Origin of the sequence: Thermanaerothrix sp., assembly GCA_026417795.1 — a bacterium.
Taxonomy (GTDB): domain Bacteria; phylum Synergistota; class Synergistia; order Synergistales; family Synergistaceae; genus Thermanaerovibrio.
Genome location: JAOACP010000015.1, coordinates 1 through 26,514, shown reverse-complemented (window position 1 = coordinate 26,514; position 26,514 = coordinate 1). Strand labels below are relative to the sequence as shown.

The following is a 26,514-nucleotide window of genomic DNA, read 5'->3' as shown; positions in this document are numbered from 1 at the left end:
GGAGCCGGTGTTTAGCTGAAGCTTACCTTCGGGGCTGTGCGCTCCGATGGATCCTCCAGCTGGAAGAAATCCCTCTTGGAGTACCCCATGCTGCGGGCCACTATGAGGCTTGGGAAGGAGTCCACCATTATGTTGTAGTCCCTGACCGTCCCGTTGTAGTAGCGCCTGGCGAGCTGTATCTGATCCTCCAGCTCCCCCAGCGTCCGCTGGAGCTCCGAGAAGTTCTCCGAAGCCCTAAGCTGCGGGTATGCCTCCGCCACCGCAAAGAGGCTTCTTAAGGTCTGGGTGAGGCCGTTCTCCACCTGGGCCCTCTCAGACACGGATGAGGCGGAGTTCATCTGGTTCCTGAGCCTTGCCACCTCCTCGAAGACCTCCTTTTCGTGGGAGGCGTAGCCCTTCACGGTCTCCACCAGGTTGCCCACCAGATCCCAACGCCTTTTGAGCTGAACGTCAACGCCGCTCCAAGCCTCGTCCACCATGTTCTTGAGCTTCACGAACCGGTTGTAAATGCTCAAAAACCAAATGCAAAGGACCACCACCAACCCAAGTATCCCTAAAAACACCATCTCACTACGCCTCCTTTTTGGGTTATAAAGATCTAAACAACTTTTACGTGAAGCCTTCTTTGCGGCGGGCTTCCCTTGTCAGCCCTACCAGCCGCCGCCTCCTCCTCCGCCGCCTCCCCCTCCGGAGGAACCGCCGCCTCCGAAGCCCGAGGAGGAACCGGGGGGAGTTGAAGCGGAGGCTATGGAGGAGGCTATGCCGCTTGATAAGGCCTCCCCGAATCCGCTCCCAAGGTCCGACAGGCCGCCGTAATACCAGATGGGCATGTAACTTTGGGAAGTTTCCCCGCGGCTTTGGGCCTCCTGGGCCATGGCGTTAAAGCGCTCTGACCAGCGGTTTTCGACGTCCAGCGCCATTGCCCATGGAAGGTAGGATTCAAATGTCTTGATATCCATCTCGGGAGGTGTGAGCCGATCCAGCCTCTCCTTTTCGGTCACCGATAGGAACATCCTGAAGCCCTCCAGCTCGTCCAGGACCTGTCTTCCCCCTTCGGTGGGGGCCTTGAGCAGGAACTTGAATATCCCAATGGAGATGCCTGCGGTGAAAACCTGAAGGGCCCCTCCAAGCCCCGCCGACATCGTAACTCCGTAGAGGCCTATTATCTCCCCTATCATGAATGGGACGGAGAAGAGGCTTAAGAACAGGGCCTTGGCGAAACGCTTGAAGCCCCTCATGCTGAAGTAGTCCGCCCAGGCGGATCTTACCGCCGCCATGAGGACCAACACCCCGATGGTCCATACGGAAGTCCATAGGCCTATGAAGATGCCCCCCTCGCTCTCCATGAGGCTTAGCAACAGGGCCCCGATGGATGCAAGGCAGATTAGGCTTCCCCCAATCCAGTGGAGCAGGTTGGAGTGATAAAACCTTCCTTCCAGGGAGTCGTTCAAGAGGTCCTTCAAGGCCCTTTGGGCCGCCTGAAGCCTCTTGTGCTCCTCCTGGGTTATGGTTATGCTCTTCTGCCCCGACTGGAAGAGGTTGGCCAGGACAACCGCCACGTGGGTTGGGGCGTCCTTGAGGTCCGGGTTCATGAGCTCCAGCCGGTATGTCTTCCCAAGCCTTTCTATGGCCACGAATCCCTTGACCGCCCCGTCCACTATGGAGCAGGCCATGCATTTGTTGTCGAAACCCATGAGCCTGAGCGCCCTTGCCGCCGGGGCTGAAATGCCTTCGGGAGGGTAGAAGCGGGGTATTATGGTGCCCCCCGCGGGATCCCTGCCCACCTTAAACCATATGAAGACGAAGTAGAACACCCCAAGGGCGCATAGGGCATAGCCGATGCCGCGCCACCAGGAGGGCCTGAGCCCCGCCACCTTTGGCGGCACGTCCTTCACCAGCCCCTTGGGGAACGCCGCCGCTATGGTCAGCCCTTCCCCGGGCCCTAAGGGCCTTGTGGTCCAGAACAGGGCGCTTCCGTCGTCGTCCACCTTGAACTTGGCGTCCTTTCCCTTGGAGCCCTGGGGGCCGGTGAAGGCGTCAAGGGCGGTGAAGCGGCCATTGTTGGGAAGGTACACCCTGCACGCGGCGGCGGCTATGGGGAAGCCCCATCCGTTGCCGGTCACGTTCCAGTAAAGCTCGTCGTGATCCTTAAAAAAACCAACCTGCCTTGTGGTGGTGTAGGTTATGTCGTACCGGTACTTGCCAGGGGCAAGGAACCTGTCCTTGGATCCTATGTAGAGCCTCACCCCGTTGGACATGCCTTCCGTGTGCCAATCCTCCGGAGCTCCGTCCCTCTTGACGCTTACCACCTTGAATGGGACCCGGATCGTCCTGCCGGTGGGGGATTCGTAAACGGTGGGGAAGTCCCTGAAGATGCCCCGCCTTATCATGTTGCCCTCCCCGCGGACCACTATCGTTTCCGTAACGGCGATCGTGCCGTCATCCCCTATCCTTACCAGGCTTCCGAAGCTGAGGATGGCTTCGTTAGCCTGGGCCCCGGAGGCCCAAAGGCACCCAAGGATTCCAAGGATCATCCAAAGCCGCTTTAAACCGTACCCAATTGCCCTCACCGTCCGCGCCCCCTTCCCCTCTCCCCCTCGTGGGACCTTGGGAAAAGAGTCTGTTAAAGCTATTTTGAAAGGTATTATAATCCAAGGTCCGGTGGATTGGTGATATTGATCAAGGGAAAAGTCCTTGCCGATATATATTTTCGTCCTTTCAATATGGATTAGCGCCTTAGGACTGGTGCGGGAGGTGCTTTGCGTGGCTACGATGAAGGACGTGGCTGAGCTGGCTGGAGTGGATAAGGGTACGGTGAGCCGGGTGCTCAAAGGGGACCCCAGGATATCGGAGCTCACGGCCCAGCGGGTGTGGGACGCGGTGCGTAGGCTCGGCTACAGGCCGGATAGGTTGGCCTCGGGGCTTGCGGCGGGTCGGTGGGACCTTTGTGGGGTGGTGGTTCAGGATGACTTCGGATGGTGGCTGGGCCCCCTGTTGGATGGCTTTGCCAGGGGGCTTTCCCTTAAGGGCAGCTCCGTATTGGTCCTTGGGGGCCGGTGGGGCAGGGGGCCCTTTGACGAGCTGGTGGGGCGCAAGTTGGAGGGAGCGCTTTGGATGGGGGAGCCGCACTCAGCCGCCCATGGGGCATTCAACCTTCCGTTTCCGGTGCTCTGCTGGGGGGACGTCGAAGAAGAGGGTGCGGCTTCCATAGGCTTCCACCAGGAGATGTTGGTGGAGGCCCTGCACGAGGCGGTGGGGCCTTTCCGCTACATGGGAGGGCGCTGGAGCCCCTTTTCGTTTCTCCAAAGCCGCCAGGATCCTGATGGAAGGGCTTTGGTATGGGATGGGACGGCCCGTTGGGATCCCGTTCCTCCTGGCGTGTCGGTTGTGCTTGGACCTCCCCCTGGGATGGCGTGTCCAGGGGTTTGGACCGTGCTGCTGAATCCAAGGGAGGTGGGCCTTGCCTGCGGCAGGGCCCTTGGGAGGCTCATCAAGAATCCCGAAATCCCTATGAAGATAAGGCTTGAAATAAGGCCCTCGGCGCCTAAAGCATCTGAGTGAGCTCTGCCGAGGGCCTCGGGGTTGATCCGGAATAGATCCGGGTCAGGGCTTACCTCATGTGTTCCCTTATCTGCCCCAGGGTCACCCGGGTCAGCTCCGACCGTGGAAGCAGCTTGAGTATCTCCCATCCGATGTCCAGTGAAGTTGAGATGTCCCGGTCCTCATCGGCGCCCTGGCGGAGGAACCGTTCCTCAAAGGCGCTTCCGAAGGCCATGGAGAGCTTGTCGTTCTTGGACAGCTCCTCCTCTCCCACCACCGACGCCAGGGCCCTTACGTCCTGGACCCTGCTGTAGGAGGCGAAGAGCTGGCTTGCCAGGTTGGGGTGGTCCTCCCTGGTGTAGCCCTTCCCTATGCCGTCCTTCATGAGCCTTGAGAGGCTGGTGAGCACGTCTATGGGAGGGTATATGCCCTTGGAGTTTAGCTCCCTGGAGAGGACTATCTGCCCCTCGGTTATGAAGCCCGTAAGGTCCGGTATGGGGTGGGTTATGTCGTCGTTGGGCATGGTGAGGATCGGCAGCTGGGTGACGCTGCCGGGTCTGTCCTTTAACACCCCCGCCCTTTCGTAGAGGCTTGCCAGGTCGCTGTAAAGGTAGGAGGGGTAGCCCTTCCGGCTTGGCACCTCGCCGGCTGCGACCCCCAATTCCCGCAGGGCCTCGCAGTAGTTGGTCATGTCGGTGATGATGACCAACACGTGCATACCTAGTTCAAAGGCCAGATACTCCGCCGTTGTAAGGGCCATCCTGGGAGTGGCTATCCGTTCTATCACCGGGTCGTCCGCCAGGTTCAGAAACGTGACCATGTTGTTGTTCCGTCCCCGATGGGCAAGCTCCCTCATGAAGAACGATGCGTCGTCGTGCTTTATGCCTATGCCGGCGAAGCACACTGCGAAGCTCTCGTCGCCCACTATCTTAGCTTGGGTGGCGATCTGGACCGCAAGCCGGTTGTGTGGCAGGCCGTTGCCGGAGAAGATGGGCAGCTTCTGTCCCCTTATGAGGGTTGTAAGGGTGTCTATGGCGGAGATGCCAGTGTGGATGAAGTTCCTTGGATACTGGCGGGCCACGGGGTTTAACGGCAGGCCGTTGACCGGAACTCGCTTGCCCCCGTAGACGGGGCCGCAGCCGTCTATGGGTTCCCCTATGCCGTTGAAGGTCCTCCCCAGCATGGATTTTGACAGGGAGATCTCAAGGGGCCTTTTGAGGAACCGCACGGAAGTGGAGGAGGGCACCAGATCCGAGGTCCCCTCGAATACCTGAACGGTTATGGCCTTTTGACTTACCAACACCACCCTTCCCCTGCGGGGCAGGCCGTCCTCGGGGACCACCTCCACAAGCTCTCCGTATCCTACGTCAGGAACCGCTTCCATGAATATAAAGGGTCCTGTTATGCGCTGCAGCCCCTTGAACTCAGCTATGGCCATCGGGCCTCACCTCCTCTCTTCCCTGGTCACCGCGGTCCTCTCCCTGGCAACCCGTTCTATGTGGGAGTCCAAGCTCCTCTTGTGCTCCTCAAAGGATTTGACGTCGTCGGGTTGGAGCTCCCTTAGATGGGTCATGGCGTCCACCGATTCATGATCCTTCAGGAGCGACAGGGGGACCCCCTTCTTTATCAAGGCCTCGCACCGGTCGTGGAAGTACAGTATCCGATCCAGGATGGCGAAGCCCTTTGACGGGGGAGAGTAGGCGTCGGGGCCGAAGGCGCTCTGCTGGAGGTATCCGTTCTTGAGGAGAAAGGCGGTGAAAGCCACCAGCTTCTGCTCGTCGGGCAGCACGTCCTCTCCCACGAGCCTTATTATCTGTTGTATCTTGTTGTCCTCCCCCAGTATTTGGACCGCCCGGTTCCGGAGCTCCCCCCATCGGGAATCCACCGTTGAGGCGAACCAGTCCTCCACCTCCTGGGCGTACTCGCTGTAGGAGTCGAGCCATGATATGGCAGGGAAGTGCCTGGCGTTGGCCAGGGATTTGTCGAGCCCCCAAAAGCAGCGGATGTAACGCTTGGTGTGTCTGGTAACCGGTTCAGTGAAGTCCCCTCCGGGCGGTGAGACCGCCCCTATTATGGTTATGCTTCCCGTGTCGCCCCCCAGGGTTACCACCCGCCCCGCCCTTTCGTAGAACTCCGCCAGCCGAGTGGGAAGGTAAGCGGGGAAGCCCTCTTCCGCGGGGATCTCCTCCAGTCGTCCGGATATCTCCCGGAGGGCTTCCGCCCACCGGCTGGTGGAGTCCGCCATGAGGGCCACGTGGTATCCCATGTCCCGGAAGTACTCAGCAATGGTGATGCCCGTGTATATGGAGGCCTCCCGGGCGGCCACCGGCATGTTGGAGGTGTTGGCGATGAGTATGGTCCTCTCCATAAGGGGTCTTCCGGACCTTGGGTCCTCAAGGACTGGGAACTCTTCCAGCACGTCGGTCATCTCGTTTCCCCGCTCGCCGCAGCCTATGTAGACCACCACCTGCGCCTCGCTCCACTTCGCCAGCTGGTGCTGGGTGACGGTCTTGCCGGTGCCGAAGCCGCCGGGTATGGCGGCGGTGCCCCCCTTGGCTATGGGGAAGAGGCCGTCGATGACCCGCTGCCCCGTTACCAGCGGTTCGTTGGGCAGCAGCCTCTGCCTGTAGGGACGTGGGGTCCTCACCGGCCACCGCTGGACCAAGGGGATCTGCATCTCCCTTCCGGAAGTGTCCTTCACCAGGGCCAGCCACTGGTCGGACCTTACTGGTCCTGAGGGTTTTATATCCACTATCTCCCCTTCCACGTCGGGGGGAACCATTATCCTGTGCTTTAGAAGCGGCGTCTCCTGGACCTCGGCCACCACCATCCCGGGGAAGGCCATGTCCCCCTTTTTCGCCAGCACCGTTACCTCCCAGGTCCTCTCCGGATCAATCTGGGGCACGTCTACGCCGGGCATTATGTATATCCCCTGGCGCTCCATGAGCTTGTCCAAGGGCCTTGCTATGCCGTCGAAGAAACCGCCTATGAGCCCCGGCCCCAGCTGCACCGAAAGGGATTGCCCGCTTCCCTCGATGGCCTCTCCCACCTTCAATCCCTGGGTGTCGTCGTATACCTGGATCAGGGCCTCCTGGCCGTCCATGCGGATTATCTCCCCCAGCAGCTTCCTGGGGCCTATGTAGACCATCTCCCTCATGCCGAAGCTGCCCATGGAAGAGCCTTTTATGACCGGGCCGTTGACCATGGTCACCAGCCCCCTCCTAGCAGAAGCCTCCAAATCGCTCCCCCCTTAAAGCAGTTGCAGCAGCCTCTCCGCCACCGTGTCGGCCATCTCCCTGGACCTGCTCTGCCAGTCCAAGCGGACCTCCTTGCGCCGATCTTCCGAGGATAGCCAAAGTCCCCCGGTTATGGGGGCCGGTTCCGGATCGAACACCAGGTCCGCTTCCGGGCATTGGGTCTTCACCAGCCATACAACCCGGTCCCCCAGGTCCTGATCCGACGCGCTCAGCCTTATCCTGTAGGCCCCATCGAACCCCGCCGCCTCCAGCCCCTCCAGGGCCAACCCCGCCAGTATCGAAGGGTAGTCATCCCTCTCCCGAAGGCGGGTAAGCTCGTCCCGGAGCATGGATATGGCGTCCGATATGAGCCGGTTCTGGAACCTCAAGGTCTCCAGCGAATCCTCCCTCTCGGCGTTTATCACCTGTCTTAGCCTTATGTCCTCTCCCCGGCGGCGGGCGTCCTCAAGGATAAGTTCCTCTTCCTTCTCTAGCTTCTCCCGCTGTTCATTGAGCCACCTGTCCAGCTCTTCCTGGGCCTGTCTTATGGTATCCCTTCGCTTGGCCTCCGCCTGGTCAAGGATCAGCTCCCTTAGGGCCTCCAGCTTGTCATCCCGGATCGTCATCCCACCTTCACCCCTATGGCATCCTGAACGTACCTGGTCAGGAAGTCCTCGCTGCGCCTCATGCCGTGCCGGTCCGGTATTTCAACCAGAAGGGGGAGTTCCCCCCGCTGCCTCAGATCCCGCACCTTATGGGGTGCCGCGCTGGCCGCCAGCTCCGTTATGACCAGGATCCCCACGTCCTTCATGTTGCTAAGGACTTCGTCTATGGCCGCCTCGGTGGCCTCCTTCCCATGGACCACAACCCCCTCTATGCCCGCAAGCCTCATTGCCACAAGGGTGTCGTGGTTGTCGCTTATGAGAAAGGCCTTCATGTCACATCTTTCCCATTATGAGGAGGGAGACGATGACGCCGTATATGGCGATCCCCTCCGCCAGACCCAGGTATATGAGGGTGGTGCCCAGCATCTGGGGCTTCTCTCCCACGAGGCCCAGGGCGGCGGCGCCAACTCCGCTCACCGCAATGCCGGCGCCCAAACACGCAAGACCGGTGGAGATGCTGGCCCCTATGAATCCAAGCCCCGAAGCCCCCAGGGACCCCGCCTTCGCAGCCCCCTCGGAGGCCCAGGCGCTGCCCGACAGGGACAATATGACGCCCGCAAGCATGAGGGCCCCCGAGAGCAGCATCGCCGCGCCTAACACTCCCCGGGGATTGGGGACCCGCTTACCCCTGAGGCCGTACCCCGCCAACATCATGGCTCCAACGGTGAAACAGCAGATCATAAGTCCAAGCATGGTAACATCCCTCCATTTGGTTTGTTTTTAAATTTTAAACTTTAAATTTTAAATTGCCCGGGGCAACCTGTGCCAGATTTCCCCTCAGATCCCCCTTGGGAGGTGCCTGCCTTCGATGTCCATGTTCCTGGCCTGCCACTCCACCGGACGGAAGCTCCTGCCTCCACCCCGGTAGAACTTGCTGAAGAACTCGTAGTACTCCAGCCTCAGGGTCTGGATGAACACGATGAGGCCCTCCAGGCCCACGATGACCAAGTTGCCCGCTATGAGTATCGCCGCCCTGAAGAAGAGTCCTCCCGGCAGATCCTTAACCATGTCGGACAACATCATCACCGCCAGTGACAGCCCCACGTGGTTGAGGGCGAAGGCGGCCAGCCTCACGAATGAGGCGGTGTTGCTTAAAAAGGACATCATCCCGTGAAGGGCCTCGAAGGCCTTCATGTAGAAGGGTTCCTGGTGGCCTTCCTGGGGGGACCTCAAGATGACCCTGGCCAGCGTGTCCCGGAACACCATGCACAGCACCAAGGTGCCTAACAGGGCTGATATCGCCCACGACGGCACCGGCAGCGGGAGCCCTTTGAAGGATGAGTAGAGCACCACGGCGGCCCCCCAGTAGAACATGAGCCCCGCAAGGCCGCCTCCGTCGAAGAGCAGCCGTCCGAAGTTCCCCTTCCTGTACTGGGTCACCATGTTAAAGACCATGCCTATGCTCACCATGGCCACCCCCACCGTCACGGCGGTGGCTATAAGGCGCTCCATATCCCTCATGGGGGAGAGCCAAAGGGACGGTAGAAGCCCTTCTATCCCGAAGAAGCTGCCGTAAAGGAACCCGAACAGGATGGATGACGAGCCTGCGTAATAGAGCACCGTGGCCATGGATTGCCTCATGACCTTCTTTTGCTTTAGGAACCATGCGCCGGCCATGAGCATGAGACCATGTCCCACGTCGCCGAACATGAAACCGAAGAAGAGGCAGAAGGTCACCGCCACCGCAAAGGACGGGTCTATCTCGCCGTAGGAAGGGGTGCTGTAGAGCCCCACGATGTCCTGAAAGGCCCTTACCAGCCTGGAGTTCCTGAGCAGGGTGGGAACCCATATGGCGTCGACCCTTCTTGATACGTCGTCCACGATCATGTGGCTTCGGGGAGCCAGCGCCATGATCCGACCTTTTACCTGTTCAAAGGTGTCCTCCGGTATCCAGCCCGAGAGGACGAACAGGCCGCTTACCTCCCCCCTGTTGGAGCACAGCTCGTATATCCGCTGCATGGTGTACACCCGGGAGTAGAGCTCCTCGTATAGCTTCCTGTCCTTCTCAAGGCGCCTTCGGGATGCCCCCTTAAGGACCTCTACGGCCCTGCGGGTCTTCTCGATCTGGTCCTTGAGATCCTCCTCGGAGCCCTCCATATCCGACGGTATGACGGGGTACTCCTTGAAGTATATGGAGTCCAACAGCTTCCTCACGTTTGTCTCGTATCCTGGGAACGTGAAGACCAGGCACCAGGTGTTTGAGTCCGTTACCTTGACGGGCCTTACGATCACCGGGGACTCCTCGACCGCATCCTCAAGGCGTTTGAAGTTCTCGGTGCTGGCCCTTCCGAAGAAGAACCTGGAAAAGCTCGTGTAGCTCAGGTCCTTCCCCGAATGGCCCGCCTCCTTGACGGCGGAGCTCAGTATCAGGGATGCCTCCAGGTGGTCAAGCCTCTCCTCCAGGGCGTAGAGCCTCTCCTTCCATACCCTTACTACCTGGGTCACCTTCTGGACTTCCCTGGATATAACCTCAAGACACATGGACTTGTCCACCATTACCGGGAACGGCTCGGGAAGCGGTTCCCCCGAGGCGGTCCAAAGGGCCGAGAGGTCCATCAGAAGCTGGTCATAGGGGTTCTCGGGTCTGGAGGTTATCTTAGATCTTATGGCGCGGTCGGATATCAGGTAGTCCAGCGGCATGGGATGAAATCCTCCGCACAGCACCATCTCCCGGGCCACCGCCTCCATCTCGTCTCCCGGCCCTATTATCGTAAGGGCCAGCATCCTCGTCACTGCCACATGGAATCCCCCCTAGCTATGAGAGGCCTTGAAAGGTACAACGCCGCGTTCCTCCTGTCGTAGTCGTACCGCACGTCCTCTATGGCGGTTATGATGTCCTCCACCTCCAGCTCCCGCACGTACAGGTAGAAGAACGCCGATTGGAACGATGGCGGCCTACGCCGGAGAAACCCGATGGCCTTGAGGAACAGGTGCCTTTTTAGGTTCCTCTCGACGCCCATGTCGTCGTTCATTATTTTTTGATTGAACACATGCCCATATGGGGTGGAAGAGATGGCGTTGGAGAAGGCCTCCTCCCCCTGGGTTCTGCAAAGGGCCCTTAGGGTTTCCGGGGAGAGCCGGTGTCTATGGGGCAAGAGTTGCCCCATGGTCTCCTCCGGCCCCATCTGGAAGAAGAACCTGGCCCTGTATATGGTGTATAGATTGAAAAGATCCCACCTCTCCCCCAGAAACTCCTTGACGTGTTTCCCATCCTCTGTAGGGAGCTTCGAAAGCGCCTTTGCCACGTTGCCCTCCGCGGTCATGTCCAGTGCCATCTCCGCGTTGAAGAGGCTCCTAATCTCCCCATCCTGGAGCTTCCTCAAGGGCTCCTCCAGCGAGGCGTGGTAGGGGGTTTTCCTGAGGGACGACAGGACCTGGCTAAAGCTGGAGGCGGCAAGCAGCCCTTCGTAGGGCACCTTGGAGAGGGGAACGTGGTAGAGCTTGTTTTGAAGCCCCGCGGGATCCTTTCTCCCGCTGTGGATGTGCCTTAGGATGGACTTTAAGTTCTCCGAGTCCTTTCTCCATGCCCAAGCGGTGAGGAAACGGGCCCTGGGCCCGGCGGATCTTGCGATGAACGCCCCGGTTTCGTCCAACGGTATCCGTTTGAGCTGTCCCTCCAGGTCATACCTGTGGATCTCGCCGGGGGGCAGCTGCAACAGGTACTCTTTATAGCCCTCCTCCCTTTTGAGCCTTGCGGCTATCTCTTCCATGCTGTCATGATGAAGCAGCTCCCACAGGGCTTCGTCGCTGAGGAGGTTGGAGAGCATTACCTTGGCCTTAACCCCGCTGGAGATCCTCTCTCCGTTGGCGCTGAACGTGATCATCGCCCCCTGCGTCTCCCTTCCAGTATGGCCTCCGCCTCCTCTAGGGCGATGGCGTGGACCACCTGGCGGGCGTTCTCTTCGAAGGCCCTCTGCATGCGCTCCCTGCGGGCCTTGCCGTTGCGGATTATCTCCTCCGCCTCCGCCTGGGCGGCGTTGCGGGCGTTCTCCAGCATGGCCGCCGCCCTCTGCCGGGCAGCGGATATCCGCATGTCCCTCTCCCTTATGAAGTCCTCCTGCCCCTTCCGTATCAGGGTCTCCGCCTCATCCTTGGCCTCCTGCACCAGCCGCTTTGCCTCGCTCTCGGTCCCCAGCAGGACCGCCATGGTCTCCTCAAGGGATGTCAACTATCCTCACCTCCTCGGCCTTCCTTGGCCGCCTTCATCCTCACGAAATCCTCCCTGTCCATCTCCTCCAGGGCATCGGATATGAACCTTGCCGCCTCCTGGTTGTAGGGGATTATCACCTTCTTCAGCGCGTTGACCCTGCGGTAGGTCTTCCTTATCTGAACCGCCAATCGGTAGACCGAGTTTTCCACCTCCGCCAGCTTCAGTATCAGGGCTAGAACCCTCCGGGCGTTAAGGTATGCCCGATCCATTGGGCACGATGAACCTATGAGGGAGTAGCTTGGGATGGGCGATTCGTCTATGGGATCCACCTCTGGGATGTCGACGCCCATGACGGACCTAAGACGGATGGTTATCCCGTCGGTTATGGGAATGGATCGGGCCATCTCCTCCACGGTGTCTATGCCCGTGGACACGTTGGCCCTCTGAAGGGAGGAGTATGCCTCCTCGAAGAGCCTTCTCATCTCCCCCTGGATCTTACTGGCGGACTCCATGTGCTTCATGAGCTCCATCATGAGGATCTGCCTCTTCTGCTCCAGGAGTTCATGTCCCTTCCTGGCAAGGTCCAGGGCCTTCATGACCTTGCTCAGGTTACCACGCGTAGGTGCCGGCTTGGTTCTCATGGGTCCTTAACCCCCTTAGCTGGAGGGGCTTTCAAAAGTCCCTTTTATAGATTATCCTTCAACGGCGGTGCATGGCAATGGAGTTCTACTCCCGAGTCCAATTTAAGTCAAGACCCCTGCCAGCGAGGGAGGTATCATGTGATGTTCTTCCTGTTCATCGGTGCCAGTGATGTGTGCAAGATACCCGGTATATCTGCGGCTGGTGCGAATCCGGAGGTTATACCTTTCACCGCCGCCGCAGACGCGGACGTGCTCTACTACGGACGTCCCAGGGTGGTTGACGCGGTTCCGGTTGATCCGGAAGGGCACCCGACGCCGGCGCTTATAACCAGGGCTGCCTGGGAGATGGCGAGGTTCCCGTTCCTCGTGATACGGTGCGGGTCTTACCTACCTCCCGCCTGTCCGCACGTGGACCTAAAATGTCCTCCCGGCGGGGATCCGTCGGCCGTTTCGGCGGTTCCCAACGCAATGGAGATATTCGATGCCTCCCTGGAACTTGGCAGGTCCATGGGGGGCTTGGAGGGGCCCTACGTGATAGGGGAGTCCGTGCCTGGCGGCACCACCACCGCCCTCATGGTGCTTAGATCCTTAGGTGTTGACGGAATGGTCTCCTCTGCGGGGCCCCTTAATCCCATAAGCCTCAAGGAGGCCATATGGGAGAGGGGATGTTCAAGGTGCGGCGGAGGCTTTGGAGCCTTCAAGGGTGATCCTCTTAAGGCCGTTCAAGAGATGGGGGATCCCATGCAGGCCGCCGTGGCGGGTTTCGTTTGGGGGCTGCCCAAAGAGGCCCGGGTGGTGCTGGCCGGTGGGACTCAGATGTTGGCGGTGTTGGCAGTTCTTAGGGCCATGGGATGTGATAGGAATATATCGGTGGCCACCACCAAGTACGTGGCCCAGGATAAGTCCTGTGCGTTCTTTGAGATGGCATCTTCCCTCGGAGCCGATCCCTATGCGGCCCCCTTGGACTTCTCTCGGTCTTGCCACAGGGGGCTTTCGGACTATGAGAGGGGATACGTTAAGGAAGGCGTAGGGGCCGGCGGCGCCGTTTGGTATGCCCAGGAGCTTGGAGTTTCGGTGGAAAGCCTTTGCGGGAAGGTGGAGGAGATTTACTCCTTGATGATGGGATTTAAGGACAAGCCCTAGGCTATGGATTCAAGGTTTCGTGGAGATCTTGGACTTCTAGCGGCGGCGCTTTCGATGGCTGCCTTGGGAGGGATCATCGCGGGGGCGTCGACGGGGGAGTGGCGGATGCCCTTGATGGAGGTGCTCCGAGCCATCCTCCAAGGTCCTCCTTCGAGAGAGGGCCTGGGAAGTCCTTTCGTTGTTTGGTACCTAAGGCTTCCAAGGACCCTTGGGGCGCTGCTTTCCGGCGCCGCCCTTGGCTTTGCGGGAGTGATATTTCAGAGCGTCTTCAGGAACCGTCTGGCGGAGCCCTATACACTTGGGGTGGCCTCAGGGGCGGCCTTTGGGGCGGCGGCGGCCATCCTCTTGGGGATGAGCCCCTCCGGAGGCGCCCTATTGGGCAGCTTCGCCTCCCTTGTGGCGGTGCTCTCCTTGTCCTTGGGCGCCGGCCCTTCGGGGATGATAATGTCCGGCGTGGTGATCAGCTCCGTCCTTGGGGCGGGGTTGACGTTGCTAAAAGCCCTGGCGGGGGAGAAGGTGTCCGCCATAGTGCTTTGGCTTATGGGAAGCTTCTCCGGCGCCACCTGGTACGGGGTTTTGCTGGCCCTATTGGGGGCCCTCTCGGGTTTGCTTACATCCATGGGGCTTCGCAAGGAGCTGGACCTCTTAGCCTCCGGTGCGGATCTGTCTTCCCTGGGGGCCCGGGAGAGGCTGGTGAGGGTCTTGGCCCTGATTGGGGCATCCTGTGCGGCGGCGTTGGTGGTGGGGCAGTTTGGGGTGATAGGCTTTGTTGGGTTGGTGGCCCCTCACATGATAAGGCTTGTCCTAGGTCCTTCCAGCCTTGGGCTCTCCATCTGCTCCGCCCTTCTGGGAGGAGTCCTGCTGGTGTGGGCGGATGTGATGTGTCGGATGTTGGATGAGATGCCCGTGGGTGTCGTTACCAGCCTGATGGGAGGGCCGGTGTTCCTATGGCTGGTTTGGAGGGGCCGCGGCGATGCTTAGGGCCCAGGGGATATGGGTAGAACTAGGGGGCCGGGAGATACTTAAGGGGGTTGACCTGTCCCTTGCCGAAGGGGGCGTGACCGCCCTGGTGGGCCCCAACGGAAGCGGCAAGAGCACGCTGCTTAAGGCCCTTGGATGCCTCGTCCCCTTTCGTGGTTCGGTGGCTTTGGATGGGCTGGAACTCAGTAGGCTCCCAAGCCGCCAGAGGGCTTCGTTGGTGTCCTTAATGCCCCAGTCGGTGACCTTTGAGAAGGGTTTTACGGTGCGCCAGGTGGTCACCATGGGGCTTTACCCCCTGGTGGGGCCCTTAAGGGGCTATGGCAAGCGGGAGTGGGACATGGCGGAGAGGGCCATGGCGGATGTGGGGGTGCTTCACCTTGCCAACCGGGAGGCGGCGGGGCTTTCTGGGGGGGAATGCGCAAGGGTAGCCCTGGCCAGGGCCATGGCCAGGGTCCCAAGGGTTCTGCTGTTGGACGAGCCCACCGCCGCGCTGGATCCCAAACATGCGGTTGAGGTTATGGAGCTCCTCAATGCCGCGTCGGAGGATCGGGTGGTCCTGGTGGTGCTGCACGACCTCAACCTGGCCCTTGGATGGTGCCGAAGGGTTATGGTCATGAGGGATGGAAGGATAATGGCCTCAATGGATGGAGGCCGGCCGGATCTGGGAGTCCTTGAAAATGCCTACCAGGTGCCCTTTTCCCTTCTTAGGGGGGAGAGGGGAAGGGTGGCGGTCATGCCGGAAGCTCCATCAGGTACCTTATGAACATAGTGGCGTAGCTTCCCCTCTCCAGGCTGAACTCCAATGTGGCCCTGTGCTTCCCAGGGTTTAGTTGGTCTAGTCCCGATGACAGAAGCCTCAGGCCGGTGGGGAACTGCCAGGTGCTCCTTTCGTAGGAACCGAAGTGCACTGAGCGTATAAAACGGATGTTAAAGTCCGATGTCTTTATGCCCCTTCCCTCCAGCACCGCATTAAAAGCCTCCATCACCGCCCCCTCCATTGTTGGCATCTTGTAAGAGGCGGTGGGTACCATCATGGGGTGCCCATGGGGCCTTATGAAGGGGAAGAAGGCCTCTCCGCCCCTTAGTACAACCCGAAGCCCCGCCGCAGATGAGGCCTCGAAGAGCCTGCTCACCGTTAGGTTCCACAGGAATGACTGGTAGGCGGAGAAGAGCATGCTCATCTGTTCCCTTGGGATGAGACGCAGAGCCCCCTTCATGCCCCTGGTTGAGCGGTCCTCCGCCAGGAGGGATAGGATCTTTTTTTCAAGCCCATGGGCCGCCAGCGAAAGGCACTTCCCGAAGTCACCCCAGGCCTCAGCCATGAGGGACTTTCGCGCCGCTTCCTTTGGGGTGTCCTCAGGGGTTACGTCGGTTAAAATTACTTTAAGCGCCCCGTTGAGGTGACCCTTTATGAGCCTTTCGGCGAAGTAAGCTCCACTGGCTCCCACGCTTCCAAAGCGCTGGTCGTCGAAGTAGTTGGGAAACCCGAGCCCTCCCATGGAGATGCGCCTTGCGAAGCGGTCTGGATCCTCCAGCCCCCGGATGGTTATGGTGAAACGGTTGTGGGTTATCTTGGAGGGAGATATGTGGGAGGCGGAGAACCCTGCCCTTTGCAGGGATATCCTGCTGCACCCCGCCCGGGAGAGGTCCGCCCCTTTGGGTGCGGTGATGAACTGGCGGGTTACGGCCCTCTTGTCCTTGCGGCCTCCGAATCGGATGTCCCGTATGGGAACGCCGCTCCTTGCGGCGATGGTTTCCACCGCCTCCTGGGTCCCCACGTCCCGCTTTTCCATCAGGTAAACCGCGAAGCCTCCTCCGTCCTGGATGAAGCCCTCCTCGAGCACCTCTTGGACCTGGAAGTCCTCCGGAAGGCGTTTGAGTTGGTAGCTACCGCTCATGGCTCACGGGGTTGCCAGCTTAAGGATCATGTTGAGGATTGATCCGGCGGACAGGGCGGCGGTTACCATTATCAGGAGCGCTTTCATGGTGTCCTTGGTCCCAAGCTCCTTGAGCAGCACCACGAAGGTGGCTATGCACGGGAACGTCATGGCCAGCACCGTGACTGCCACGGTCATCTGGTTAAGCGTCAGTCCCAGCGGAAGGAGCAGTCCAACCGCCACGTCCTTTCGGAACAGGCCCATTACTATGGGCCCTGCGGCGCTTGGAGGCAGTCCGGTTAAAAACCTGATGGGGGGGCCGAACAGGGAGGATATGAGATCCATGACCCCCAGGGCCTCAAGGCCGTTTACCAGCAGTATGCCTCCAAGGACCAGAGGGGTTGCCTCCAGCAGGAAGTCCTTGACTCGAAGCCTCATCTTGAGCCACAGGGCCGAAGGGGAGGGACGCCTGTAGGGGGGGATTTCCACTATCAGCTCCGGGCTGAAGCCCGGAAGGACCCGATGCAGAAGGCGTCCGATGATGACCCATGATGCAAGGAGCGTGAGGTATACGGCTGCCATGTGCGCCGGGCTTTCACCCAAGGCCCCCACCACCATGGCCTGAAGGGACGTGCAGGGGACCGCCACGGATATGAGGGTGGAGGCTATGAACCGCTCCCGCCTGGATTCAAGGACCCTTGTGGCCAGGATGCCGGGAACGTTGCAGCCCAGCCCCAGGAGTGTGGGGATGACGGCGTACCCGTGAATGCCCATTCGGTGCAGAAGGGCGTCGAACAGTATGGCAAGGCGCGGCAGGTACCCCACGTCCTCGAGCAGGCTCAAAACCCCGTAAAACGCGATTATGTATGGCAGCACCATGGCGAACTCCACGTAGAGCCCGGTGGTAAGAAGCCCGAAGCTGAGCTCGAAGTCGATCTTCCCCTGGAAAAGGGTTCCTATGAGGACCTTGCGCAGCGTTCCATCCCCCAGGGTTCCCGCCAGGTCCTCCAGTGGGGGCCTTAATATCCCTTCAAAAATGGGGTCGAACACGTGGGATATGAGACCCTCCCCCAAAAGGCGGACCAGATAAAGGGAGGCTGCCAGCACCAGTATGCCAAGCAAGGATCCCCATATGGGGTTTACACTTATGTCCTCCAGCTTGTCCACCAGGGTGTGGTGGCGGTGTTCCACCCGCTGGACCCTTCCTACCGCTGCTCCTATGCGGTTCCAGCGCTCCTCCTTGGAACAGGGGGATAGGTGGGATTCCCTGGCCTGATCCAGCTTGTCCAGGAGCTCCCTGATACCTTGGCCCGTGACCGCCACGGTGGGGACCGCCGGCACCCCCAGCTCCCTCTCAAGGGTCTCGATGTTTATGATTATCCCCTTGTGGCGCGCCTCGTCCACCATGTTGAGGGCCACCACCGATGGTATCTTGCGTTCCAGCACCTCCATGGCCAGCACCAGGTTCCGCTCTAGGGCGGTGGCGTCCAGCACGATTATGGCCCTCTGGGCTCCCTCGTCCACGATTCGTCTTGCTATCTCCTCCGCCTCGTTGGTGGCGTTAAGCGTGTATGCCCCGGGCACGTCTATGACTCGATATGACTTGCCCCGGTGTTCGAGGGTGCCCTCAAGAAATCCTATGGTGGTACCTGGGTAATTGGAGGACACCGCATCTAAACCGGTCAAGCGGGAGAAGAGGGCGCTCTTGCCCACATTTGGGTTGCCGATCAGAAGCAGCCTTCCGCACCGGTCGTCCCCCGATGGGTTGTCGGGAGTCCTATGACATATCAAAGGCATGGAGACCCCATGGCCTCCCTTCTCTCCGGCCGCACCGCTATCCTGGCCGCCACCCCGTGTCCTATGGCCACCTGACGGCCGTCCACGCACACCGTAACCGGGCCCTGAAAGGGCATCCCGGACAGCTTCTGTATCCTCTTCCCCACCCTTAACCCAAGGGCTTCAAGGCGCAACGCCGCCTCACCGTGGGGCATCCTTGTCACCACGCACCATTCTCCGTCCTTTAGCCTGAGAAGGCTCATGTCCATTGGAATCACCTGGTCTTGGCGCCTGCGTTCAAAGGTCTGAACCCATCGGACGGCTCATTACCCAAAGAAGGGCAAAACACGGTTTTTAAGGGATGTCCCTTCGTGGCAGAAGGGACGAACAAAGGGCTAATCTCCGGCATCAGTCCCCCAGGGCCTCCTCTATGGCCTTCAGCACCTGTTCCTCTTGAAAGGGTTTTACTATGAACCCCTTGACCCCTATGGATTTGGCCCTCTCAAGGCTGTCCTTAGTCCCCATGGCGGAGACCATCAGTATCCTGGCTTCCGGGTGGTTTCCCTTTATCTTCTCCGCCGCGTCCAATCCGCTTAAAAAGGGCATGGTTATGTCCAACGTCACGAGGTCCGGATGGAGCATGGTGTATAGGTACACCGCATCCCTGCCGTTGTCCGCCTCTCCGACCACTTTGTGTCCACCCTTCTCTATCATCTTCCTAAGCACTAGCCTCATGAACTCCGCATCGTCGGCGATCATTATGCGGGCCAAGGGCGACACCCCCCATCTGGAAGCTATAAAGTATGCGAAGACCTCTGTAAGCTTCGGTCCCAATGGTCTTGCTGTTCATTTTAACACCCGAGGGACGGAAACGACTTGGTTCGGATAAAATAGGGTCTAAGGGATTCGATTTTTCTGCGAGGCTCAGCTATTTTGGGAGGAGTGGACACATGCTTCATTGCGGCATAGTAGGGCTTCCCCTGAGCGGGAAGACCACCCTTTTTAACGTGATAACCAGGGCTGGGGCGGAGGTTAAGCCCTATCCTGGAGGCAAGACCGACCCCAACAGGGCGGTGGTTCCCGTCCCTGACTGGCGGTTTGATCTGCTGGCGGAGCATCATAACCCCAAGAAGAGGACCCCCGCTCAGGTTGAGTTCGTGGACCTTGCGGGCCTTTCCAGGGATGCCAGCAAGGGGGCGGGGCTCGGCAACTCCTTTCTCTCCTTCGTGGCGGAGGCGGATGCCCTTCTCCACGTGGTGAGGGGGTTTGCCAACCCTTCGGTGGAGCACCCGGAGGGCAAGGTGGACGTTCTAAGGGACTACAAAATCGTCAACCTGGAGCTCATATACCGGGACCTTGGGGTCATAGAGAACCGTTTGAGCCGCCTGGGGGGCAAGAAGAAGCTGTCCCCGGAGGAGCAGGTGGAAAAGGAGCTTCTGGAGCGTTGTCAGGAGAGCCTGCTTTCCGAGGTGCCCATCGGCAAGATGGGGCTGAGCCAGGATGAGCTTAGGCTTTTAAGGGGATTTTCCTTTCTGTCCGCCAAGCCCCAGATGGTGGTCCTCAACCTGGACGAGACCCAGAAGGGCCCCGAGGACGTTCCGGGAGGGAAGGAGCTGCTTTCGGAGCTGGGAGAGGTCCCTTGGGTGTCGGTGTACGGACAGCTCGAGATGGACCTTTTGGACCTTTCCCCGGAGGAAGCTGAGGAGTTCACCGCAGGGCTTGACATATCTGAGCCCGGTAGGGACCGGGTGATAAGGGGGGCGTACTCGCTCCTTGGGCTCATAAGCTTCTTCACTTGCGGCCCCGATGAGGTCCGGGCCTGGACCTTGAGGGACGGAGCTACGGCGGTGGACGCCGCTGGGGCCATTCACTCGGACCTCGCCAGGGGTTTCATAAAGGCCCAGGTGGTGTCCTTCGATGATTACCGAGCCCACGGGTTCTCCATAGGGGCCTGCAGGGACGCGGGGTGTTTGAGGCTCGAGGGCAAGGAGTACCGGGTTAAGGATGGCGACGTCATGGAGATCCGCTTTAACGTTTAGTCCTTGACGCCGGGATCGTACTAAAACTTCTAGGGGGTGCGGTGATGCTGCTTAAGGAGCCGTTGGAGATAAAGGGGGTGAGGATCCCTAACCGCCTGGTGGCGGCGCCGTTGGCATCGGGCACCGCCACCCCTGAGGGGCGTCCCACGGAGGGGACCCTTTTAAGGGTTAAGGAGATCCTGACATCCCGGGCGGGGCTTATGATAATGGAGCACCATGCGGTGCATCCATGGGGCAGGGCCAGGGTAAGGCAGATGAGGCTGGATTCGGATCCTTTGGTGGAGCCTCACAGGGAGGTGGCATCCCTCATAGAACGTTGCGGGGCGGTGCCGCTGGTGCAGCTTAATCACGCGGGTAGTTCCGTGGCGGATCTTACGCTTCTTGACGACCCAACCTTCCGGTGCGTGGCTCCTTCCCCGGTGCCACACCCGATGAGGGAGCATCAACTCGTCCCATCGGAGATGACCGCCGATGAAATAGAGCAGCTGCCCGATCTCTTTGTCAGCGCCGCCCGGCGGGCCTTGGATGCTGGGTACAGGGGGGTTCAGGTGCATTGCTGTCATGGTTACCTGCTGGGACAGTTCCTAAGCCCCTTTACCAACCAAAGAAAGGACCGTTACGGGGGCAGTTTGATGAACCGGGCCAGGTTGCTTTTTCAGGTGGTGGATGCTTTGGCGGGGGCATTTGAGGACGCCATAATATCGGTGCGGCTTGGGGTTGCGGACTTCTTCCCCGGCTCCGCCGGTGAAGGGCTTGCCCCGGAGGAGGGGGCTAGGGTGGCAAGGGAGCTGGCATCCTTAGGCGTGGACCTCATAGGAGTCTCCGGCAACCTGTGTGGATACGATACCCCCGAAGGGTTTGACGACTACTCAAGGCTTGTCATGGAGGCGGTGGGAGGCCGTTGCGTCGTGGAGTGCACCGGCATGGTGCGCAACCCGCAGAGGGCGGAGAAAATGCTCCATTTCGGGGTATGCCATCTTGTTGGGGTGGGGCGTCCTTTGTTGAGCAGCCCCTCTTCAATCGCCGCTTGGGTGTCTTAGCCATGAGGATCCTCATATCCATAAGGTCCGAGGGGTTCCCCTGTATGGCATCCCGCCCTCCGCAGAGCCTGGTCAGCTCCTACATGGAGCCCCTCTGCGAGATGCTCTGCCTTGGGGATAACTCTGTGGTGGTGGACGACCCGGAGGGGTTGTTGGATCCTGTTAGGTTCATGCGGTTTTGCACCATAGTTAACAGCCCGTTGAGCCTTTTAAGCCTTCCCCATCTGATGTCGGAGAGCGATGCGGCGATGCTGATAGGCTATCCCGCCATGTGGGGTGCCGAGAAAGGGGCCTTGCCCTTGGACGGCGCCGCTTCCATAAGGGGGGTAAGGGTCAACGGAAGGCGCATGGGGCCCATTGGGCTGGAGGTGTTCTCAAGCGCCGTGCTCTTCACGCCGGTTATCCTTATAGCCGGGGATGACTTCGCCTGTTTTGAGGCGGAGGCGCTTTTCGACGGAGAAAGACCCGTCATCTGCGAGCTGAAGGAGTCCCTGGGGGCTCGTTCCTTTGCGGCCCTTCAGGGAGGCGTGGAGGTGCTCATGGAGGGGGCAAAGTCCGCCCTGTGGTCCATGGATGCTGGGAGGGTCCCGCGCCCTGATCCGATGAAGCCCCCTTACAGGGTGAGCGTGGAGCTTACAAGGCCGGAGATCGCTGATGCGGTGAGTTTGCTTCCTATGAGCCGCCGGGTTGGGGCCTGCGAGGTTTCCTTTGAGACCGATGATCCCTTTGACGTGAGGCGTTTTTTGGCTTCCGCCACGATGATAGCGGATCGAACCTGCTAACTGGGGGAGGGGTGTGCTTCATGGCGTTGGGGCTTCGCCTTGCGGCGGACGTTGGGGGACACAGCATCTCGGTGGGCCTATGGGACCCCGAAAGGGCTGTGCTGCTGGGGTACGGCATGATAGATACCCCTTCGGACCGAAGCGTTGGCTCGGTGGGGACCGCTCTGGCCCGTAAGGCCCTTGAGCTATGCGAGGAGCAGGGACTTCCGTTCCCAAGCATGGGCGGGGTGGCTTTGCCGGGTATGCTGGACAGATCCCGTTCGGTGTTGGTGAGCGCCCCAAACCTAGGTTGGCGTAACGTGTCAGTCAGGGAGATATCCTCCGTGGTTTCCTCCGCCGCGGGTTCTCCCGTGGAGTTATACGCTGAGAACGACGCCAACTGTTACGCCCTTGGGGAGATGATAGCCGGCTCCGCCAAGGGGCTTTCGGACTTCGTGCTCTTCACCCTGGGAACCGGGGTTGGCTGTGGTGTGGTGGTTCGGGGGCGTCTTTTGACGGGCTCCAACGGGATGGCGGGAGAAGGGGGGCACATGGTGGTAAGGGGCAGCCGTCCCTGCGGCTGCGGCGGCCTAGGACACCTTGAGGCCCTGGCGGGGGCCGATGGGGTGGAAGCTAGGGGTAATGGGAGCTTTAAGGAGCAGTGGGAGGATTTCTTGAGGGGCAACCCTTCGGAAGTTATGGAGGAGTTTTTAGACGCCCTTTCCAGGGGGATGGCCTCGGCGGTACATCTTTTGGATCCCGAAGCGGTGGTGCTTGGCGGGGGCATATCCAGGGCTGAAGGTTTGGTGCCCATGCTGGCCGCCAGGCTTGATCTGTACCTGGCGGATGCCTTTCGCCGGAAGGTGAGGCTGATCTTGTCGTCCCTGATGGAGAAGGCCCCCTTGGTGGGGGCCGCCATGGCAGGAGATGTCCAACGGTAGGCTGGAGCGAAGGGCCCGGGAGCGGGATTTGCGGCCCTAGAGCTGCTTCCAGGTTTTGAAGCCACGGCCCAAAACCTCGGAGGCTTCGGAGATCACCATGAAGGCCTTGGGGTCCAGCTGGGCCACGAAACGCTTCAGGTCCATGGCCTGTTTGGGGGTCAACAGGCACATGAGGGTAGGCCTGTCCTCACCGGAGTAGCCCCCCTTGCCCATGAGCTCCGTTACACCGCGGTTCATCTCCTGGATTATGTACTGTGTTATGGCCCGGTGTTCCTTGGAGACTATGAAGACCAACCTTCTCCTGTCGAAGCTGCTGAGCACGTTGTCGGTGACCACCCCGTTGGCGTAGACGCTTACCAGCCCGAAGAGGGCCCCTTCGATCCCCACCACCACGCTGGAGAGCGCCAGGATGAACAGGTTTATGTAGAACGAGTATTTGCCCACCTCAACCCCAAGCCTTTTTCGAAGCACCATTACGATGATGTCCGTTCCGCCCAGGGAGGCTCCGCATCGGAACACTATGCCTCCACCTATCCCCTTTATGACCCCCGCCAGTATGGCCACCAGCAGGGTGTCATGGATGGTGGGGTGGGGAAGGTTGTCCGCCAGCCTTATCAGCACCGTGAGCAGTGTGACCCCGTAGGTGGTGAGAACCACGAACCTTGGGGAAAGCTCCTTCCAGCTCCACCAAAGAAGGGCCACGTTCCCCAAACCTATTATCCAGGCGGGGGAGAGCCCGAAGGCGTACTTTGCCAACACCGCAAGGCCGGTTAACCCTGAATCGGGAAGTTTATAGGGAATGGTGAGCCCCATTATACCTATGGTAAGTATCACGCAGCCGAAGGTTATGTTGAGCAGCGCGGGCCATTCCTGTTTTATGGCTATCATAAGCCGCATACCCTGTCGCTTGACGTTGTTCATCGGGATTACACCTCCTTATGGAGTCCTTGTGTGGCGATGAGCCGTGTTTAAGATGACGTTCCGGACGGGGCTTTGCATGTAAAGTATATAACGGTTTTCCCATGGAGGTGGTAAAATTGGGCTTACTGTACAAGGAGGAGGAGATCGGCGATGGCCATGCCCATGCAGATAAGTCTTGAAGAGGTGCTTTCCATGTTGCTGGCCCGGGTGGATTCCCTGGCCATAAACGATGAGAACAACAAGACCAAGTTCAACATAGTCCTTAGGGTCCTGTACAAGAAGGGTCTCGTGACCGACGATGACATCCTGGAGTCCGTGCGGGAGGAGCATAGGATGCTCAAGGAGCTTGGGTTGCTCAACTCCGATCCCCCGGAGGAGATGGTCAAGGCCATGGTGGAGGGCATACTCCAGTGGGTGAAGGGTGACGTGGAGGCCCTGAAGAAGAGCCTCAAGGAGTACGAGCGCAGGCTTCAGGAGTATGCCGCCCAGGAGGCTAAGAAGCCCAGCATCGCGGTGGCCTCCTCCAACGTGCTGCAGCAGCTTGACAAGATGGGGGGCCCAAAGGGGGGCGGCAAGCTGATAATATAGCCGGATTTTGTGCTGCCTTGAACGTTGGCGTTTGTTAGGCAGAACGCAAATAGAGGAGGGGGAGGCGCTGCCTCTCCCTCCCTGTGCATTTACGCTAACTGGTTCGAATCATCCATTATCCGTTGGGGATGGATTTTGCCTGCGATGCCCTATATGGGTTCGTGGCCGGGGCGGTATATGAGAACCGAGCATGGAGCGTAGCGGGCCACCTTGGAGGCGGTGCTTCCCACGATGATGTTCTCCAGGGTGCTGTGTCCCTTGTATCCCAGCACGATGAGGTCCATGGACTCCTTCTTTGCGTACTCGATTATCTGCTCCGCGGGGTCGCCGAAGAGGATCTCCAATTTATGGGCGGGATGATCCTGGTAGCCCAGCTGCTCCTCCGCCTTTTTGAGGAAGTACCGCATCTTCTTGTCTGCTATCTGCTGAACCTCCTGGTTTATCTCCGGGGGAAGCCAGGGCTCGTAACCCCTCCATATGTAGTAATTTGGGATCACGTGGAGGAACGTGGCCTCGATGTTGAGCCTGTGGGATAGGGAGTAGCCGTACTTTACCACCGACTCGCCGAGCTTGCTTAGGTCCGCCGCCACGAGCATTTTCTTGGGCATCGGGATCACTCCTTTCATGTGCTGAAAATCTTGGTTTTATTCTATCACATCGTTGTGGGGGTGGTATCCACATGGTATGCAGGGTCCAGGTGTTCTTTACCCCAAGGGAGATATCGGGATCCTTCGCCTTCTGCCTTGTGGTGGACATGCTGAGGGCCACCACTCAGATGAGCGTGTTTTTTGAATTGGGAGGTGTCAGGGCTGTCCTAGCGGGAGATGTGGAAGAGGCAAGGGTTTTGAAAAAGAAGCTTGAGGAAGATGGGGAAGGTTGGTCCCTCCTTGGGGAAAGGGGTGGGGTGGCTCCCCGTGGCTTCGACGGTGGAAACTCTCCCAGGGAACTCATGGCGATGCCTCAAGACCGCAGGCTTCGTGTGGTAATGACCACCACAAACGGCACCGGTGCCATCCTTCGGGCCCTTGAGGCGTCAGACCGGGTTTATCCATTCTGTCTGAGAAACCTTAGCGCCGCGGCGGGGCTTGTGGCCCATGAGACGGGGCCTGTGGCGGTTCTGTGCGCCGGGCACGAAGGATCTGAGTCCTATGAGGACGTGGTCGCCGCAGGGGCCCTGGTGGATCGACTGCTTGACATCAAAGGGGCGTCCCGCGTTGATTTGTCCTCCTCCGCCCGCGTGGCCCTTGAGGAGCATAGGAGTGTAAGGGGGGATATCATGGGGTGTATATTGGAGAGGTCCTCCCATGGGGCCTTCCTGGCCGAGATGGGGTTTATGGGGGACATAGAGGAGGCGTGCCGTGTGGATGTCACCGAGATCTTATCGAAGGCAAGCCGATTCCGCGACGGCTTCGCAGAGCTTCTCCTGGTAGGGTGAGGCTTTTGGCGTTTTGGCGTTTTGATATTTAGACGTTGGGCTGCTAGCGAAGCTACAGGCGCGGATCTTTGGATTCTCCGCGCCTGGCTGCGGGGCAAAAAGCCGGGAGCCCCGAAGGAGCTCCCGGTTGCCGCTTCTTGATAATATATCGGCAGGTTGTCGTCTTAAAGATGACAACCAATTAGTCTCTGGATTTTACGGCATCCCTTAGGGCCTTCAGGAGGGGTGCCATCTTTGTCCCCGATGCCCGTTTGGAAAGGATCTGCTGAACCGACATATCCCTTCCCCAGTAGGCCCGGTTGGTGTCCCCCTCGGTGGATATAACCGCCCCTTCAAGGGAAAGTCCCGCGAAGAGGCCCTTTGACATGGAGTAGCTGTAAATGGACGCCTTGAGGCTTGAGTCCGTCCCCGCTTGGGCGTTCCTGCCAACGGGCCCGGCGGATACGGAAAGGTCGCCTCCCAAGGTTATCTTGTCCCCTTCGAAGGCTTCGATCCCCTTCTGGTTGTTTATCACCAGCACCAGCGCGGTGGATTGAACGCCTATCTGGATTCCCCAGGAGAGCCCCGCTATGTTTACGAAGCTTGGGCCGTACCAGCGGTTCGTGTAGGGGTCGTGCTTGAGCAGCACTCCTTGACCGTACTTGCCCCCTATGCCGAGCCCCGCCTTTACCACGGAGGGGAATATGGCCACCCCGTGGCTTGACCTTATGAGGTCCCGCATGGTGGAAGCGTCGCTCTCCCCCGCCATGTCCCTTATCACCCTGGCGCACTCCCTTATCC

Annotated in this window: 28 protein-coding genes; 10 read left to right on the top strand and 18 right to left on the bottom strand. The window is 59.6% G+C overall.

Annotated features, from left to right (window positions below; translation table 11 throughout):
• Positions 1–11: 11 nt before the first annotated feature.
• Positions 12–566 (bottom strand): LemA family protein, encoded by a 555-nt coding sequence (locus N2315_04760; protein MCX7828505.1) that lies wholly within the window; start codon positions 564–566, stop codon positions 12–14.
• Between the two features lie 84 nt (positions 567–650).
• Positions 651–2,570 carry a DUF2207 domain-containing protein gene (locus N2315_04755; protein MCX7828504.1) on the bottom strand — a complete coding sequence of 640 codons (1,920 nt, stop codon included), beginning with the start codon at positions 2,568–2,570 and terminating at the stop codon, positions 651–653.
• Positions 2,571–2,772: 202 nt separating this feature from the next.
• Here N2315_04755 and N2315_04750 point away from each other — a divergent pair, with 202 nt between their 5' ends.
• A complete protein-coding gene (locus tag N2315_04750; GenBank protein ID MCX7828503.1) occupies positions 2,773–3,561 on the top strand; it encodes a LacI family transcriptional regulator in 789 nt (262 codons plus the stop codon).
• A gap of 49 nt (positions 3,562–3,610) precedes the next feature.
• Here the strand turns inward: N2315_04750 and N2315_04745 are convergent, their stop codons facing one another.
• From N2315_04745 to N2315_04705, 9 genes are all read right to left on the bottom strand, one after another.
• On the bottom strand, positions 3,611–4,978 hold the full coding sequence (locus tag N2315_04745) for a V-type ATP synthase subunit B (GenBank protein MCX7828502.1): 1,368 nt from the start codon (positions 4,976–4,978) through the stop codon (positions 3,611–3,613).
• A gap of 6 nt (positions 4,979–4,984) precedes the next feature.
• Positions 4,985–6,778, bottom strand: coding sequence for a V-type ATP synthase subunit A (locus N2315_04740; GenBank protein ID MCX7828501.1), 1,794 nt, complete (start codon positions 6,776–6,778; stop codon positions 4,985–4,987).
• 12 nt (positions 6,779–6,790) lie between these two features.
• Complete coding sequence (locus N2315_04735; protein MCX7828500.1) at positions 6,791–7,402, bottom strand: V-type proton ATPase subunit E; 612 nt, start codon at positions 7,400–7,402, stop codon at positions 6,791–6,793.
• A complete protein-coding gene (locus tag N2315_04730) occupies positions 7,399–7,713 on the bottom strand; it encodes a V-type ATP synthase subunit F (GenBank protein MCX7828499.1) in 315 nt (104 codons plus the stop codon). Before N2315_04730 ends, N2315_04735 begins: the two co-directional genes overlap by 4 nt.
• A gap of 1 nt (position 7,714) precedes the next feature.
• Complete coding sequence (locus N2315_04725; GenBank protein MCX7828498.1) at positions 7,715–8,134, bottom strand: ATP synthase subunit C; 420 nt, start codon at positions 8,132–8,134, stop codon at positions 7,715–7,717.
• 84 nt (positions 8,135–8,218) lie between these two features.
• Entirely contained in the window at positions 8,219–10,180 is a 1,962-nt protein-coding gene (locus tag N2315_04720) for a hypothetical protein (protein MCX7828497.1), read from the bottom strand.
• A complete protein-coding gene (locus N2315_04715) occupies positions 10,171–11,265 on the bottom strand; it encodes a V-type ATPase subunit (protein ID MCX7828496.1) in 1,095 nt (364 codons plus the stop codon). Before N2315_04715 ends, N2315_04720 begins: the two co-directional genes overlap by 10 nt.
• Entirely contained in the window at positions 11,262–11,609 is a 348-nt protein-coding gene (locus N2315_04710) for a hypothetical protein (GenBank protein MCX7828495.1), read from the bottom strand. Before N2315_04710 ends, N2315_04715 begins: the two co-directional genes overlap by 4 nt.
• A complete protein-coding gene (locus tag N2315_04705) occupies positions 11,606–12,232 on the bottom strand; it encodes a V-type ATP synthase subunit D (GenBank protein MCX7828494.1) in 627 nt (208 codons plus the stop codon). The genes N2315_04710 and N2315_04705 overlap by 4 nt, the downstream gene beginning before the upstream one ends.
• A gap of 141 nt (positions 12,233–12,373) precedes the next feature.
• On the opposite strand from N2315_04705, the gene N2315_04700 reads away from it, so the two are divergent.
• Genes N2315_04700 through N2315_04690 form a run of 3 tightly spaced genes read left to right on the top strand, consistent with a single transcriptional unit; the run spans position 12,374 to position 15,119 of the window.
• Positions 12,374–13,375: a TIGR00303 family protein gene (locus N2315_04700; GenBank protein MCX7828493.1), complete on the top strand. Its 1,002-nt coding sequence runs from the start codon at positions 12,374–12,376 to the stop codon at positions 13,373–13,375.
• 3 nt (positions 13,376–13,378) lie between these two features.
• Positions 13,379–14,356, top strand: a complete 978-nt coding sequence (locus N2315_04695; protein MCX7828492.1) for an iron ABC transporter permease — start codon at positions 13,379–13,381, stop codon at positions 14,354–14,356.
• The gene (locus N2315_04690) at positions 14,349–15,119 is read left to right on the top strand and encodes an ABC transporter ATP-binding protein (GenBank protein ID MCX7828491.1); all 771 of its coding nucleotides are present in this window, start codon (positions 14,349–14,351) and stop codon (positions 15,117–15,119) included. The genes N2315_04695 and N2315_04690 overlap by 8 nt, the downstream gene beginning before the upstream one ends.
• Here the strand turns inward: N2315_04690 and truD are convergent.
• The 4 genes from truD to N2315_04670 form a co-directional block, all read right to left on the bottom strand.
• A complete protein-coding gene (gene truD, locus N2315_04685; protein ID MCX7828490.1) occupies positions 15,088–16,254 on the bottom strand; it encodes a tRNA pseudouridine(13) synthase TruD in 1,167 nt (388 codons plus the stop codon). The genes N2315_04690 and truD overlap by 32 nt on opposite strands.
• Before the next feature lie 3 nt (positions 16,255–16,257).
• Positions 16,258–18,024 carry a ferrous iron transporter B gene (locus N2315_04680; GenBank protein MCX7828489.1) on the bottom strand — a complete coding sequence of 589 codons (1,767 nt, stop codon included), beginning with the start codon at positions 18,022–18,024 and terminating at the stop codon, positions 16,258–16,260.
• The gene (locus N2315_04675; GenBank protein ID MCX7828488.1) at positions 18,021–18,272 is read right to left on the bottom strand and encodes a ferrous iron transport protein A; all 252 of its coding nucleotides are present in this window, start codon (positions 18,270–18,272) and stop codon (positions 18,021–18,023) included. The genes N2315_04680 and N2315_04675 overlap by 4 nt, the downstream gene beginning before the upstream one ends.
• A 145-nt stretch (positions 18,273–18,417) precedes the next feature.
• Positions 18,418–18,780, bottom strand: a complete 363-nt coding sequence (locus tag N2315_04670) for a response regulator (protein MCX7828487.1) — start codon at positions 18,778–18,780, stop codon at positions 18,418–18,420.
• 179 nt (positions 18,781–18,959) lie between these two features.
• Here N2315_04670 and ychF point away from each other — a divergent pair, with 179 nt between their 5' ends.
• From ychF to N2315_04650, 4 genes are read left to right on the top strand one after another with little or no spacing between them, the layout of a single operon-like run.
• Positions 18,960–20,048 carry a redox-regulated ATPase YchF gene (gene ychF, locus N2315_04665; GenBank protein MCX7828486.1) on the top strand — a complete coding sequence of 363 codons (1,089 nt, stop codon included), beginning with the start codon at positions 18,960–18,962 and terminating at the stop codon, positions 20,046–20,048.
• A gap of 44 nt (positions 20,049–20,092) precedes the next feature.
• Positions 20,093–21,088, top strand: a complete 996-nt coding sequence (locus tag N2315_04660) for an NADH:flavin oxidoreductase (GenBank protein MCX7828485.1) — start codon at positions 20,093–20,095, stop codon at positions 21,086–21,088.
• Positions 21,089–21,090: 2 nt separating this feature from the next.
• Positions 21,091–21,870, top strand: a complete 780-nt coding sequence (locus N2315_04655; protein ID MCX7828484.1) for a M55 family metallopeptidase — start codon at positions 21,091–21,093, stop codon at positions 21,868–21,870.
• Positions 21,871–21,890: 20 nt separating this feature from the next.
• Entirely contained in the window at positions 21,891–22,790 is a 900-nt protein-coding gene (locus N2315_04650) for an ROK family protein (protein ID MCX7828483.1), read from the top strand.
• A gap of 36 nt (positions 22,791–22,826) precedes the next feature.
• Here the strand turns inward: N2315_04650 and N2315_04645 are convergent, their stop codons facing one another.
• Complete coding sequence (locus tag N2315_04645; GenBank protein ID MCX7828482.1) at positions 22,827–23,711, bottom strand: YitT family protein; 885 nt, start codon at positions 23,709–23,711, stop codon at positions 22,827–22,829.
• Between the two features lie 150 nt (positions 23,712–23,861).
• On the opposite strand from N2315_04645, the gene N2315_04640 reads away from it, so the two are divergent.
• Complete coding sequence (locus tag N2315_04640) at positions 23,862–24,299, top strand: hypothetical protein (GenBank protein MCX7828481.1); 438 nt, start codon at positions 23,862–23,864, stop codon at positions 24,297–24,299.
• Positions 24,300–24,448: 149 nt separating this feature from the next.
• Here the strand turns inward: N2315_04640 and N2315_04635 are convergent, their stop codons facing one another.
• Positions 24,449–24,907, bottom strand: coding sequence for a universal stress protein (locus N2315_04635; protein MCX7828480.1), 459 nt, complete (start codon positions 24,905–24,907; stop codon positions 24,449–24,451).
• Between the two features lie 71 nt (positions 24,908–24,978).
• On the opposite strand from N2315_04635, the gene N2315_04630 reads away from it, so the two are divergent.
• Positions 24,979–25,734 carry a 2-phosphosulfolactate phosphatase gene (locus tag N2315_04630; protein MCX7828479.1) on the top strand — a complete coding sequence of 252 codons (756 nt, stop codon included), beginning with the start codon at positions 24,979–24,981 and terminating at the stop codon, positions 25,732–25,734.
• A 181-nt stretch (positions 25,735–25,915) separates the two neighbouring features.
• Here the strand turns inward: N2315_04630 and N2315_04625 are convergent.
• Positions 25,916–26,514, bottom strand: a 599-nt coding sequence (locus N2315_04625; GenBank protein MCX7828478.1) for a lipid-binding SYLF domain-containing protein, incomplete at its 5' end; no start/stop codon positions are given.

Bases quoted from the DNA above. Each gene is read 5' to 3' on its own strand.
- N2315_04760 (MCX7828505.1), bottom strand. From the start codon at position 566: ATGGTGTTTTTAGGGATACTTGGGTTGGTGGTGGTCCTTTGCATTTGG.
- N2315_04750 (MCX7828503.1), top strand. From the start codon at position 2,773: ATGAAGGACGTGGCTGAGCTGGCTGGAGTGGATAAGGGTACGGTGAGC.
- N2315_04745 (MCX7828502.1), bottom strand. From the start codon at position 4,978: ATGGCCATAGCTGAGTTCAAGGGGCTGCAGCGCATAACAGGACCCTTT.
- N2315_04735 (MCX7828500.1), bottom strand. From the start codon at position 7,402: ATGACGATCCGGGATGACAAGCTGGAGGCCCTAAGGGAGCTGATCCTT.
- N2315_04730 (MCX7828499.1), bottom strand. From the start codon at position 7,713: ATGAAGGCCTTTCTCATAAGCGACAACCACGACACCCTTGTGGCAATG.
- N2315_04725 (MCX7828498.1), bottom strand. From the start codon at position 8,134: ATGCTTGGACTTATGATCTGCTGTTTCACCGTTGGAGCCATGATGTTG.
- N2315_04715 (MCX7828496.1), bottom strand. From the start codon at position 11,265: ATGATCACGTTCAGCGCCAACGGAGAGAGGATCTCCAGCGGGGTTAAG.
- N2315_04705 (MCX7828494.1), bottom strand. From the start codon at position 12,232: ATGAGAACCAAGCCGGCACCTACGCGTGGTAACCTGAGCAAGGTCATG.
- N2315_04700 (MCX7828493.1), top strand. From the start codon at position 12,374: ATGTTCTTCCTGTTCATCGGTGCCAGTGATGTGTGCAAGATACCCGGT.
- N2315_04695 (MCX7828492.1), top strand. From the start codon at position 13,379: ATGGATTCAAGGTTTCGTGGAGATCTTGGACTTCTAGCGGCGGCGCTT.
- N2315_04690 (MCX7828491.1), top strand. From the start codon at position 14,349: ATGCTTAGGGCCCAGGGGATATGGGTAGAACTAGGGGGCCGGGAGATA.
- truD (MCX7828490.1), bottom strand. From the start codon at position 16,254: ATGAGCGGTAGCTACCAACTCAAACGCCTTCCGGAGGACTTCCAGGTC.
- N2315_04675 (MCX7828488.1), bottom strand. From the start codon at position 18,272: ATGAGCCTTCTCAGGCTAAAGGACGGAGAATGGTGCGTGGTGACAAGG.
- ychF (MCX7828486.1), top strand. From the start codon at position 18,960: ATGCTTCATTGCGGCATAGTAGGGCTTCCCCTGAGCGGGAAGACCACC.
- N2315_04660 (MCX7828485.1), top strand. From the start codon at position 20,093: ATGCTGCTTAAGGAGCCGTTGGAGATAAAGGGGGTGAGGATCCCTAAC.
- N2315_04655 (MCX7828484.1), top strand. From the start codon at position 21,091: ATGAGGATCCTCATATCCATAAGGTCCGAGGGGTTCCCCTGTATGGCA.
- N2315_04650 (MCX7828483.1), top strand. From the start codon at position 21,891: ATGGCGTTGGGGCTTCGCCTTGCGGCGGACGTTGGGGGACACAGCATC.
- N2315_04645 (MCX7828482.1), bottom strand. From the start codon at position 23,711: ATGAACAACGTCAAGCGACAGGGTATGCGGCTTATGATAGCCATAAAA.
- N2315_04640 (MCX7828481.1), top strand. From the start codon at position 23,862: ATGGCCATGCCCATGCAGATAAGTCTTGAAGAGGTGCTTTCCATGTTG.
- N2315_04635 (MCX7828480.1), bottom strand. From the start codon at position 24,907: ATGCCCAAGAAAATGCTCGTGGCGGCGGACCTAAGCAAGCTCGGCGAG.
- N2315_04630 (MCX7828479.1), top strand. From the start codon at position 24,979: ATGGTATGCAGGGTCCAGGTGTTCTTTACCCCAAGGGAGATATCGGGA.